This is a genomic window from Rhizobium sp. NFACC06-2 (assembly GCF_900101425.1).
Taxonomy (GTDB): domain Bacteria; phylum Pseudomonadota; class Alphaproteobacteria; order Rhizobiales; family Rhizobiaceae; genus Agrobacterium; species Agrobacterium leguminum.
This window is the reverse complement of sequence record NZ_FMVA01000003.1, coordinates 380,554-392,644: the sequence shown is the minus strand read 5'-3', so window position 1 is coordinate 392,644 and position 12,091 is coordinate 380,554. Positions and strand designations below refer to the sequence as shown.

Sequence of the window (12,091 nt, the reverse complement as noted above, 5' to 3'; positions counted from 1 at the left end):
ATGCCCGTTCCGGATTATGCATTGCTGCTCGACCCACCCGCTTTTCCCGCGGAGCGTTACGCCATTCTGGCTGATCGATTGGCAGCCTTGATGGGCACGGGCAACGACGTCCTTCTCATACAAGCGGAAGCCGTGCTGGCGCTTGAGGCGGCGGCGACAAGCCTTGCCCGACCGGGTCTTAGAGCGCTCAACATCGTTACCAGCCCCTATGGCGCATGGTTCGGCGGCTGGCTCGCGAGAGGCGGTGCGACGGTGCGCAACCTGACCGCCAGCCCGGCAAAGCCGGTCACGCTGGAGGAGGTGGAACGGGCGCTGAACGAGGGTCCGGGCTTCGATCTTCTCGCTATCGTCCATGCGGAATCGGCAAGCGGCATTCTCAACCCCCTGCCCGCCATTGCCGCGCTCGCTCGGCAAAGGGGCATCGTGACCCTTGTCGATGCCGTCGCCTCCATCGGCGGCCATGCCTTCGAGGTCGACCGGCTGGGTCTCGATATCGCCGTCATCGGCCCGCAAAAGGCGCTGGCCGGCCCGGCGGGGGTTTCCGCCATTTCCGTCAGCGAAAAAGCGTGGGAACTTCTTTCGCATGGTGAGGCGCCGGAAAACTCCATGCTCTCGCTTCTGGACCAGAAAAAACTCTGGCTCGATGCCGGCCGGGGCGCGCTGCCCGGAACGCCTGCTCCACTGGAATTCTACGCGCTGGAGGCCGCCCTCGACCGGATAGAGACGGAAGGTCTGGCATCCGCCAACGAACGTCACGAAAGGGCGGCGGCCGCCACCCGGAATGGCATCAGGGCGCTCGGTATCCCGACCTGGGTGGAGGAGACACACGCCTCCGCCCTCGTTTCCACGGCGATCCTGCCGGATACCGTGGAAGCAAAGGCGTTCCTCGCTGCTGCATCCCAAAAGCACGGCGCAGATATTTCCGCCGGTGTCGGCCCCGGCGCGGAACGGCTGATAAGGCTCAATCACACCGGTCGGAGGGCGCATCCGGAGGCGGTGAAAGCCAATATCGCGGCCTTCTCCAGCGCCCTGAAGAGCCTCGGCCATGCCGCAGATGCCGATTCCGCACTGGAAGCGACTGAAAAGGTCTATTCTGACACCCCTGCCAACGGCGTCTAACGCCGTTAATAAACGTTCGTTGCGCCAAATCCGGCAGCGTTGGAATGTCAGTCACGACATTGTTGTTAAAAATGGTAGACAAATTCTTCGACCAATCTTGACGAAATCATGGCAACGCGCGAAACTTAACGCTACGTTAACTCGCGTGAAGAAGGGAAATGGCCATGGTAGCAGGGTTCAACATGCTCTCCTTTGACCTCTTTGGCATCGGCCGAAGGATGCCCGTCGTCAATGAGCGGGTGGAGACCGAGTTTCAGGACAAAACACCGCGCAGACCCGATGACGAGTCGCACGATGACGACCGCGATCAGGAATATGAACTGTTCTTCTGGTCGCTTTATCCGGTGATCTGAGCCATTCACAGCGGCTTGCGGGTATGAACCTTGCCAAGCACCGCCGGTTCATTCAATGATTGCCGCATGCGCCGGCCCGAAAAGAACTCTGCGAACAGAGACTTGCAACTGTTGCGCCGCCTTCTGCGGGCCAAGGATCATATGGACGCGGCGCCCCATGAGGCTTGGCCTGTTTCACGCCTTGCAAGCGTCAGCGGTGCCTCGCAGGCGCACTTCGCGAGATCGTTTCGCGATGCTTTCGGCATACCCCCTCACCGCTATCTGCTGACCCGCCGCGTGGAGCGCGCCGTGGCGCTGTTGCGTGACACGGACCTTCCGATCATCGACATCGCGCTGCAAACCGGCTGGAACAGCATCGGCACGTTCGGCCGTGTTTTCCGCGACGTGACGGGGGAAAACCCGAGTGAATTGCGGCGCAGGATGCGGCTTTTGCCTGCCGAGCTTGAGCAGGTTCCCCATTGCTTCGTCAGCGCCGCGCATCGTCCCCATCTCACAATCGCAGTTTCGGAGAAGCGCCGGCGAACGGAAAGCGGTAGGCACGGTGAGTGAAAGGGAGATAGCTCATGAAAAATGGTGTTCAACTTGTCGGCCTTTATGTTCATGACCAGGACGAAGCGCTGCAATTTTATGTCGAAAAAGTCGGATTTCGTCTGCATACGGACGCACGCAACGGCGATTATCGCTGGTTGACCGTGCAGCACCCGGACCAGCCGGATTTCCAGCTGGGCCTGTTTCGGCCGCAGGCCCCGACCGTTGATGAAGCGACGGCACAGGATCTGAATGAAGCCGTGGCCAAAGGCGCCATGCCGCCGCTGGTTCTGGTGGTCGAGGATTGCCAGAAAGCCTTTGACGCCATGCACAAACGCGGCGTCGAATTCACCCAGGAACCGATCGCCCGCTACGGCTCGGTGGATGCGAGCTTCCGCGATCCTTCCGGCAATGGCTGGAAGCTCGTTCAGGCCCGCTGAAGCGCCGATGTGTCACATTCCATCATGGATGTTTTTTCTTGGGGGCGACTTTGATCTTGCGAAACTGGATAAGGCAGGGCCATCGGTGGCTGGGCATTCTGCTGACCGTCACCATTCTGGCGAACTTCGCTTCGATGGCCTTCGGCCCGACGCCACCGGTGATCGTCTTTGCTCCGCTGGTGCCGTTGACTTTGCTTGTTCTCAGCGGGCTTTACATGTTCTTCCTGCCATATCTGGGAAAGCCGCCAGCCCCATCGGGGAAGTAAGCAGGTAAGCAATGAGGCTATCGCGCCCTTCGGCCGCCCGCACGGTTCACGCGGTTGCGAAGCACGGTATCCAAAATGTTTCGGCCCCGGGTTTTACCCCGGGGCCGATTAAAACGCGGTCGGCAAAAACTGCCTTGTCTTAGTGGTTGTCGCGCGGCAGGCCCTTGGTCTGGGCGATGCGCTGATACTTCACGGCCGGTTCCAGAACCGCGCCGGTTTCCATCTGGCTGACGATACCGCGCTGGATTTCCTGCCATGGCGTCTGGTGATCGGGGAACTTGTAACCGCCCTCGGCGGAAAGCGCCTCGTAACGCTTGGCCAGTTCCTCGCCGGAAATCAGGATATCCGCCTTACCGCGGCCCACGTCGATGCGGACGCGGTCGCCCGTCTGCAGGATGGCGAGACCGCCGCCGGCCGCCGCTTCGGGCGAAGCGTTGAGGATGGACGGGCTGCCCGACGTGCCGGACTGACGACCATCGCCGATGCAGGGCAGCGAATTGACGCCTTCCTTCAGAAGATAATCGGGCGCGCGCATGTTAACCACTTCCGCCGCACCCGGGTAACCGATGGGACCGGCGCCGCGCATGAAGAGGATAGTGTTGGCGTCGATCTTCAGCGACGGATCGTCGATGCGGTGATGGTAGTCCTCCGGACCGTCAAACACCACGGCGCGGCCTTCGAAGGCTTCCGGGTCGTTCGGGTTGGAGAGGTAACGGTTGCGGAACTCTTCCGAGATCACGCTCGTCTTCATGATGGCGGAGGAGAACAGGTTGCCGCGCAGGACGCGGAAGCCGGCACGTTCCTTGAGCGGCTGCTCATAGGGACGGATGACCTTCTCGTCTTCGATGATCGCGCCACGGCAGTTTTCGCCGATGGTCTTGCCGTTGACGGTCATGGCGTCTTCCATGATCAGTCCCTGGTTCATCAGCTGATTGACGACAGCGGGAACACCGCCGGCATGGTAATAATCCTCGCCGAGATATTCGCCTGCCGGCTGCAGGTTGACGAGCAGCGGCACATCTTCGCCATAGGTCTGCCAGTCATCCACCGTCAGCTCGACGCCGACATGGCGGGCAAGGCCATTCAGATGGATCGGCGCATTGGTGGAGCCGCCGATGGCCGAGTTGACGCGGATGGCGTTGATGAAGGCATCCTTGGTCATGATATCGGAAGGCTTCAGGTCTTCCTTCACCATTTCGACGATGCGCAGGCCGGTAAGGTAGGAGACTTCCTGACGGTCGCGGTAAGGCGCCGGGATGGCGGCGGAGCCCGGAAGCTGCATGCCGAGCGCTTCGGCCAGCGAGTTCATGGTCGTCGCCGTGCCCATGGTGTTGCAATAGCCGGTGGAGGGAGCCGACGAGGCGACGAGCTTGACGAAGCCCTGATAATCGATCTCGCCCTTCGCCAGCAATTCGCGCGCCTTCCACACGATGGTGCCGGAACCGGTGCGCTCGCCACGGAACCAGCCGTTCAGCATGGGACCGACGGAAAGGGCGATGGCCGGAATGTTGACGGTGGCCGCCGCCATAAGACAGGCAGGCGTGGTCTTGTCGCAGCCGATGGTCAGGACGACGCCATCGAGCGGATAGCCGTAAAGCACTTCCACGAGGCCGAGATAGGCAAGGTTACGATCGAGACCGGCGGTCGGGCGCTTGCCGGTTTCCTGGATCGGATGCACCGGGAATTCGATGGCGATGCCGCCCGCTTCACGGATGCCTTCGCGCAGGCGGTTCGCCAGTTCCAGATGGTGGCGGTTGCAGGGCGAAAGGTCCGAACCGGTCTGCGCAATGCCGATGATCGGGCGGTCGGACTGAAGCTCGGCCTGGCTGAGACCGAAGTTCATGTAACGCTCGAGATAAAGCGCGGTCATATCCGCGTTAGCGGGATTGTCGAACCACGCGCGCGAGCGAAGCTTGCCTCCCTTGCCCTGGGTTGCGGGAAGATTGTCGGATGTAGTCATGATGCGGGTCTCCAGCCGGAAGTGGCCAACGGTAAAATATTACGAAATGCGCCAAGCTTATGTTGTGCGCAAGGAAAATGGAATCAGCTTTCGGAGATCACGCATAACCGACAGAGCAGCCCCAGACGAGTGATTTGGGGCTGTTCTTCGGCTTTAGCCGAATATTTTTCGGCATTTACGATGATACCGGCGTCGCGCAACGGCCTCTTCCTCCCTGCCTTACCGGAATGCGTCTGGCCCGATGGCCCGGCACTCCGCCTCAGTCTGATATCTTTATTTATATTACTATTAGATGCCGTCATTGACTGTCAAGCCACATCGCGGGCCATTTTCGGCGTGTTCAAACAGGGAAAGAGTATAATTTATTTCCACCCAAACCATTGATTTATTGTATTTTATGACAAAATTTAGTCTCAGTTCGTGAAAGCCAAATTGTGAAAAGGCTAAAAAACCACTTTTCAAGAGTATTACTATATGCTCATAGTGTCGCCGTCACGCTGACATCATCTCTGGGAGGATAAGATGAGAAAAGCTCTTGCGGCATTCACTGTCGCCGTTTCCGCATGCCTTGCATCCAGTGTTTCCGCACAATCGCTTACCGTCGGCTTCTCGCAGATCGGCTCGGAATCCGGATGGCGCGCGGCTGAAACCACCGTCACCAAACAGCAGGCCGAAAAGCGCGGCGTCACGCTGAAATTCGCCGACGCGCAGCAGAAGCAGGAAAACCAGATCAAGGCCGTTCGCGGCTTCATCGCGCAGGGCGTCGACGCGATCCTGATCGCTCCGGTCGTCGCAACCGGCTGGGACGCCGTGCTGAAGGAAGCCAAGGAAGAAAAAATCCCTGTCATCCTGCTCGACCGCCAGATCGAGGCGTCGGACGATCTTTACCTCACCGCCGTAACCTCCGATCAGGTTCATGAAGGCAAGGTTGCCGGCGACTGGCTGGTCAAGGATGTCGGTTCCAAGGACTGCAAGGTCGTTGAATTGCAGGGCACGACCGGCTCTTCGCCCGCCATCAACCGCAAAAAGGGCTTCGAAGAGGCGATTGCCTCGCACAAGAACATCAAGATCGCGCGCTCGCAGACGGGTGACTTCACCCGCACCAAGGGCAAGGAAGTGATGGAAAGCTTCATCAAGGCCGAAGGCGGCGGCAAGGATATCTGTGCGGTCTACGCTCACAATGACGACATGGCCGTCGGCGCGATCCAGGCGATCAAGGAAGCTGGCCTCAAGCCCGGAACCGACATCAAGGTCGTTTCCATCGATGCCGTGCCTGATATCTTCAAGGCCATGGCGGCCGGCGAAGCCAACGCCACCGTCGAACTGACGCCTGACATGGCCGGCCCTGCCTTCGACGCGCTCGAAGCCTATCTGAAGGACAAGAAGGCCCCGCCGAAGTGGATTCAGACCGAATCCAAGCTCTACACGGCGTCCGATGATCCGATGAAGGTCTACGAGGCGAAGAAGGGCCTGGGGTACTGAGCCATTTCTTCGGAGGAACGGCGCATTGGTTTGCGCCGTTTCTTTCGGTCGTTAAACGAGAGGCGAAAGCCCGATACTGAGTGATTTTATGGAGCGAGCGGGTGCGGCCTGCTTCTTCTCCCCGCCGGGGAGAAGGTCGCGGCAGCGGGATGAGGGGGCAAGGGTCAAGATAAACCGAGGGCTAGCCCCCTCATCCGACCCTTCGGGCCACCTTCTCCCCGGCGGGGAGAAGAAATCTGCGGCACCGACTTGCCCCATACGCAATCACTTTATCAAGACCCATCGCAATGCGGAATCTGCTCAATGTCCGAAACGGCACCACTTCTGGAAGCACGCGCCATCGGCAAATCCTTTTTGGGGATCACGGCGCTTGATGGCGTCGATTTTTCGCTTGGACATGGTGAAATCCATGCCCTGCTGGGCGAAAACGGCGCGGGTAAATCGACGCTGATCAAGATGCTGACCGGGGTTTACCACCGCGACAGCGGTTCGATCTTTCTGGAGGGAAGCGAGATTTCGCCCGCCAATGTGGGCGAGGCGCAGACGCTCGGCATCGGCACGGTCTATCAGGAAGTGAACCTTCTCGAAAACCTGACGGTTGCCGAAAACCTGTTTCTCGGCCGCCAGCCCCGCCGCTTCGGGCTGATCGACCGCGGCACGATGCAGAAGAAATCGCAGGCGCTGCTTGCCCAATACGGGTTGTCCATCGACGTCAACGCGCTGCTTTCCAGCTATTCCGTGGCCATTCGCCAGATCATCGCCATTGCCCGCGCCGTCGACCTTTCCGGCAAGGTGCTGGTGCTGGACGAACCGACCGCCAGCCTTGATGCCCATGAGGTCGAGATGCTGTTCGGCGTCTTGAGAAACCTGCGCGCACGCGGCATCGGCATCGTCATCATCACCCACTTCCTCAACCAGGTCTATGACATAGCCGACCGGGTGACGGTGCTGCGCAACGGCCGCCTCGTCGACACCCGGGATATCGGCAGCCTGCCCCGTTCCGAACTCATTTCGATGATGCTCGGCCGCGAGCTTCAGCACATCACCCATGAACATCAGGCAACCGAAGATACGGTTGCCGAGGGCGAGCCGCCGATCCGTTTCGAAGGTTATGGCAAACGCGGCAGCATCGCCCCCTTCGATCTCGGCATCCGCCCCGGCGAAATCGTCGGCGTCGCCGGGCTGCTCGGTTCTGGCCGGACAGAAACAGCCTTCCTGCTGTTCGGCATCGACCGGCCGGATACCGGAAAGGCTGTCATCGACGGCCAGACGGTGGCGATTTCTTCGCCGGAAGCCGCCATCACCGCCGGTTTCGGTTTCTGTCCGGAAGAGCGCAAAACCGATGGCATCATCGGCGACTTTTCCGTCACCGACAATATCGCGCTGGCGCTTCAGGCCCGGCAGGGTTGGGCCCGACCACTGTCGCGGCGGCAGAAAGCGGAACTGGCCGAAAGCTTCATCAAGTCGCTCGATATACGCCCGGCCGATCCCAACCGGCCGATCAAATTCCTGTCCGGCGGCAACCAGCAGAAGGCCATTCTGGCGCGCTGGCTCGCCACCCACCCCCGGCTGCTGATCCTCGACGAGCCGACACGCGGCATCGATATCGGCGCGCATGCGGAAATCCTGAAAATGATCGAAAAACTCTGCAGCGAGGGCATGTCGCTCGTGGTCATCTCCTCCGAACTGGAAGAGCTTACCGCCGTCGCCCATCGTGTGGTCGTGCTGTCCGACCGCCGCCATGTCAGCGAATTGAAGGGCGGCGAAGTGACCGCCGACAACATCATGCGGGCGATTGCCGATGCGGCAAAAACGGAGGCGGCGTGATGGTGGCTGTGACACGACGCTTCAAAAGGCTTGCTCCCCAGCTTGCCGCACTCTTCATCATTCTGGCAGCGATAACAATCCTTTCGCCGGGTTTCCTGCATGTCTCGTTCCAGAACGGCAGGCTCTATGGCAGTCTGGTGGATATTCTCGTGCGTGCCGCACCGGTCGCGCTTTTGACCATCGGCATGACGCTGGTCATCGCCACCAAGGGCATCGATCTGTCCATCGGCGCCGTCATCGCCATCTGCGGCGCGGTCGCGGCCACGCTCATCAGCAATGGCCATTCCATTCCTTCGGTCATCGTCATCTCGCTTGCAGTGGGCGTCGCCTGTGGCCTGTGGAACGGCGTGCTTGTCGCCCTTCTCGACATACAGCCGATCATCGCCACGCTGATCCTCATGGTGGCGGGGCGCGGCATCGCCCAGCTCATCACCGAAGGCGTCATTCTCACCTTCAACAACGACAGCTTTTCCGCCATCGGTTCCGGCTCGTTCGCGGGCATTCCGCTGCCCGTCATCATCTGGGTGGCGGCGGCGCTCACGATCGGGCTTCTGGTGCGCAAAAGCGCGCTCGGTTTCCTGATCGAGGCGACCGGCATCAATCGTCGCGCGGCAGCGCTTGCCGGCGTGCGGGCGCGCTTCTTGCTGTTCTTCGTCTATGCGGTTTCCGGCCTCTGCGCGGCCATCGCCGGCATGATCGTCACCGCCGATATTCGTGGCGCGGATGCCAACAATGCCGGGCTGTGGCTGGAACTGGACGCCATCCTCGCCGTGGTCATCGGCGGAACCTCGCTGAATGGCGGGCGCTTCTCCATCACCGCCTCGCTGATCGGCGCGCTGATCATCCAGACCATCAATACCGGCATTCTCGTCTCGGGCTTCCCGCCGGAATTCAACCTCATCATCAAGGCCGGCATCATCATGGTGGTGCTGACGCTACAATCGCCGGCGATCATGACGGTGCTTGGCTTCGTGAAAGCGCCGAAGCCACACGCCAAACCGGCGGCCACCAATGGCATGACCAAGGAAGGAACCGCGCGATGATCCACAGCCGCAACCTGCCCTTCCTCACCACGCTGACGATCTTCGTCATCGCCTATCTCCTCTGCGTGCTGCAATATCCGGCGATCTTTTCCACGCGGGTGATCGGCAACCTTCTGACTGACAACGCCTTCCTCGGCATCGCGGCCGTCGGCATGACCTTCGTCATCCTGTCGGGCGGCATCGATCTGTCCATCGGTTCAGTCATCGCCTTTACCAGCGTCTTCGTCGCCGTCATGGTCGGCACCTATAATATCCACCCGCTGCTCGCCTTCGCCATCGTGCTGGTTGTCTCGACGCTGTTTGGCTGCCTGATGGGGGCGATGATCCGCTTCCTGTCGATCCCGCCCTTCGTGGTGACACTGGCGGGCATGTTTCTGGCGCGCGGCGCGGCTTACCTCATTTCCACCCAGTCCGTGCCGATCTCGCATCCCTTCATCGATGCGATACAGGGCTTTTATTATCGCTTTCCCGGCGGCGGCAGGCTGACGGCACTGGCCATGCTGATGCTTCTCGTCTTTGCCGCCGGCATGCTGATCGCCAGCCGCACCCGCTTCGGCGCCAATGTCTATGCGCTTGGCGGCAACCCGCAATCGGCCGAGTTGATGGGCGTGCCGATCGGGGCTACGACCATCGGCATCTATGCGCTTTCCGGTTTCCTCTCCGGTCTCGCCGGCATCGTCTATACGCTCTACACCTCGTCAGGTTATTCGCTGGCGACGGTGGGCGTGGAACTCGACGCCATCGCCGCCGTCGTCATTGGCGGCACTCTGCTAACCGGCGGCACGGGGCTTGTGGCAGGAACCTTCATCGGCCTTCTGATACAGGGCTTGATCCAGACCTACATCGTTTTTGACGGGACGCTTTCCTCCTGGTGGACGAAAATCGTCATCGGCGTGCTGCTTTTCGTCTTCATCGTGTTGCAGCGCGCAATCATCTGGTATTCAAACAGGAGACTGGCCGGACCGCATCCGGCATAATTGCCAAGGGAGGCTTGTTTGGGGCTGCTCGAAACGACGATAAGCGGGCGAAAACGCCGGAACAGCCACGCCCATGTGGTCTCCGAACTCGGCAGCGCCATCGTCTCGGGCAGAATTGCGGAAGGCTCCCTGCTGCCCAATGACGCGGAACTCTCCATGCGCTTCGGCGTCTCGCGCACAGTGCTGCGCGAAACCATGAAGACGCTGGCGGCCAAGCGGCTGGTGGAGCCCAAGGCGAAAGTGGGCACCCGCGTTCTCGACCGCTCAAGCTGGAACTTCTTCGATCCGGATGTGCTGGGCTGGCGCTGCGAGGCCGGCATAGACCAGGAATTCGTCACGCATCTGGCGGAGATCCGTCTGGCGCTGGAGCCGGCAGCGGCAGCAGCAGCGGCCCTGCAGGCCTCCAATGACGATATCGTTTCGCTTTACGTCATCGCTGCAAAGTTCGACAATCCGAAACATACGCCGGAAAGCATCGCCAAGGTCGATCTCGAATTCCACCTCGCCGTGGCGCATATGTCCGGCAACCCCTTCATGCGCTCGGCAAGCGGGCTGATCGAAGCAGCACTTGCCATTTCCTTCCAGCTCTCGTCGCCGGCCGCTTCGCCTGGCACCATCGCCGAAATCGCGTCCAATCATCTGCGCATAGTCCACGCCATTGCAGCGCGTGACGCGGATGCGGCGGTGAAAGCCATGCGTCATGTGATCGAGGTCGGTAAAGACCGGACGCAGAAGGCGATCAAGACGGTTTGAGGAGGAGGAGGACCCGCAGGGGATGCGGGTCCGGTTTCTTCGACCAATTATCCCTGCGATGCTTCGACCTGCGGAACCACGCCACGGCGCGACGCCATCAGCGATGCACCGAGAAGGGCGGCAATCGCCACAAAGACGAAAACCATCGTCGCCCCCTGAAGATCGATCAACAGGCCGCCCAGAACCGCACCGCTGGAAATGGCGATCTGGAACGTGGTGAGCAGCAGCGCACCGGCGCTTTCCGCCTCATCGGAAGCGGCCCGCGTGATGAAGCTCTGCACACTGACCGGGAGCGCACCGAAGGCAAAACCCCAGGAGGCGATGGCAAGGCCGGCAATCAGGGGCGACGCACCCGCAACGACGAGAACGGAAGCCGATGCCGCGATGAGAGTCGCGGCAAATGTCACGGCCCATGCCGTATTTTTCTCGGAGAGGAAACCGCCGAAAAGATTGCCGAAAAAGCCGCTGACACCATAAACCAGAAGGACGAGGGAAATCGCCTCGACGCCAAGAAGCGTCACATCTTCCAGGAATGGACGGACATAGGTGAAGCCGGCAAAATGACCCGCAACGATGAACAGCGTCGTCAGAAGGCCGATCCGAACCTGCGGCCGCTGCAACAGCCGGAACATGGTGGAAAGACCCGGTGCGCCAGCCGGCGGCAGCGACGGAACGGTGAGCAATTGCACGAAAAGTGCGATGACACCGAGCGCACCCGCAACCACAAAGGCCGAGCGCCAGCCAAGCGTCGCGCCGATCCATGCGCCCACCGGCGCTGCACAGACGGTGGCAACCGAAACCCCTGTCAGGATAATGGCCATGGCGCGCGGCATCTTCTCAAGCGGCACCAGCCTCAGCGCCAGCGCCGCCGACATGGCCCAGAAGCCGCCAAGGCCGATGCCAAGCAGGACGCGCGAGGCGAACAGCATGAAAAGACCGTTGGCGAAGGCGGCCAGCGTGCTGGAAATGATCAGCAGTGTGGTCAGCCCAAGCAATGTCCAGCGGCGGTCGATGCTGCGTGTGCCGATGACGACGCCGGGGCCGGCGACCGCCGCGACCAGCGCCGTAACGGTGATGGATTGACCGGCAATGCCGGAGCTGACGGCGAGATCGGCCGAAAGCGGCGTGAGAAGGCTGACCGGCAGGAACTCCGCCGTCACCAGCCCGAAAACGCCGAGCGAAAGCGAAACCACGGCCGCCCATTTCGCATCCGGCTCTGTCTTGCGCGGCACATATTCAAGCTCGTTTATGGTCCGGTTGTTCATGAAAATCTCCTGATGCGCATTCCCGGAATGCGCCCTGAATCGGAAAGGCAAAGTGGTGAAACCGGTGGGAGTCCGGTT

General features: G+C 60.8%; 12 protein-coding genes. 10 read left to right on the top strand and 2 right to left on the bottom strand.

Annotated features, from left to right (window positions below):
- The 5 genes from F3H58_RS08645 to F3H58_RS08625 all read left to right on the top strand — a co-directional run bounded on the left by F3H58_RS08645 (position 1) and on the right by F3H58_RS08625 (position 2,706).
- The gene (locus F3H58_RS08645; RefSeq protein WP_149741897.1) at positions 1 to 1,119 is read left to right on the top strand and encodes a pyridoxal-phosphate-dependent aminotransferase family protein; all 1,119 of its coding nucleotides are present in this window, start codon (positions 1 to 3) and stop codon (positions 1,117 to 1,119) included.
- Positions 1,120 to 1,277: 158 nt separating this feature from the next.
- Entirely contained in the window at positions 1,278 to 1,472 is a 195-nt protein-coding gene (locus F3H58_RS27185) for a hypothetical protein (RefSeq protein ID WP_003523745.1), read from the top strand.
- 66 nt (positions 1,473 to 1,538) lie between these two features.
- Positions 1,539 to 2,021 (top strand): helix-turn-helix domain-containing protein, encoded by a 483-nt coding sequence (locus tag F3H58_RS08635; RefSeq protein WP_149741895.1) that lies wholly within the window; start codon positions 1,539 to 1,541, stop codon positions 2,019 to 2,021.
- 14 nt (positions 2,022 to 2,035) lie between these two features.
- Positions 2,036 to 2,440: a VOC family protein gene (locus F3H58_RS08630; protein ID WP_003523747.1), complete on the top strand. Its 405-nt coding sequence runs from the start codon at positions 2,036 to 2,038 to the stop codon at positions 2,438 to 2,440.
- Positions 2,441 to 2,496: 56 nt separating this feature from the next.
- Complete coding sequence (locus F3H58_RS08625; RefSeq protein ID WP_286169306.1) at positions 2,497 to 2,706, top strand: hypothetical protein; 210 nt, start codon at positions 2,497 to 2,499, stop codon at positions 2,704 to 2,706.
- A 139-nt stretch (positions 2,707 to 2,845) separates the two neighbouring features.
- Here the strand turns inward: F3H58_RS08625 and F3H58_RS08620 are convergent, their stop codons facing one another.
- Positions 2,846 to 4,666 carry an IlvD/Edd family dehydratase gene (locus F3H58_RS08620; RefSeq protein WP_065655500.1) on the bottom strand — a complete coding sequence of 607 codons (1,821 nt, stop codon included), beginning with the start codon at positions 4,664 to 4,666 and terminating at the stop codon, positions 2,846 to 2,848.
- Between the two features lie 522 nt (positions 4,667 to 5,188).
- Here F3H58_RS08620 and ytfQ point away from each other — a divergent pair.
- The 5 genes from ytfQ to F3H58_RS08595 all read left to right on the top strand — a co-directional run bounded on the left by ytfQ (position 5,189) and on the right by F3H58_RS08595 (position 10,748).
- Complete coding sequence (gene ytfQ / locus F3H58_RS08615; RefSeq protein ID WP_020809449.1) at positions 5,189 to 6,148, top strand: galactofuranose ABC transporter, galactofuranose-binding protein YtfQ; 960 nt, start codon at positions 5,189 to 5,191, stop codon at positions 6,146 to 6,148.
- Positions 6,149 to 6,451: 303 nt separating this feature from the next.
- The gene (locus F3H58_RS08610; RefSeq protein ID WP_149741893.1) at positions 6,452 to 7,975 is read left to right on the top strand and encodes a sugar ABC transporter ATP-binding protein; all 1,524 of its coding nucleotides are present in this window, start codon (positions 6,452 to 6,454) and stop codon (positions 7,973 to 7,975) included.
- Complete coding sequence (locus F3H58_RS08605; protein ID WP_188128834.1) at positions 7,975 to 9,018, top strand: ABC transporter permease; 1,044 nt, start codon at positions 7,975 to 7,977, stop codon at positions 9,016 to 9,018. The genes F3H58_RS08610 and F3H58_RS08605 overlap by 1 nt, the downstream gene beginning before the upstream one ends.
- On the top strand, positions 9,015 to 9,995 hold the full coding sequence (gene yjfF, locus F3H58_RS08600) for a galactofuranose ABC transporter, permease protein YjfF (protein ID WP_078052720.1): 981 nt from the start codon (positions 9,015 to 9,017) through the stop codon (positions 9,993 to 9,995). Before F3H58_RS08605 ends, yjfF begins: the two co-directional genes overlap by 4 nt.
- A gap of 18 nt (positions 9,996 to 10,013) precedes the next feature.
- The gene (locus tag F3H58_RS08595) at positions 10,014 to 10,748 is read left to right on the top strand and encodes a FadR/GntR family transcriptional regulator (RefSeq protein WP_003523755.1); all 735 of its coding nucleotides are present in this window, start codon (positions 10,014 to 10,016) and stop codon (positions 10,746 to 10,748) included.
- Positions 10,749 to 10,795: 47 nt separating this feature from the next.
- On the opposite strand, the gene F3H58_RS08590 is transcribed toward F3H58_RS08595, so the two are convergent.
- A complete protein-coding gene (locus tag F3H58_RS08590) occupies positions 10,796 to 12,013 on the bottom strand; it encodes an MFS transporter (protein WP_035239784.1) in 1,218 nt (405 codons plus the stop codon).
- Positions 12,014 to 12,091 lie beyond the last annotated feature (78 nt).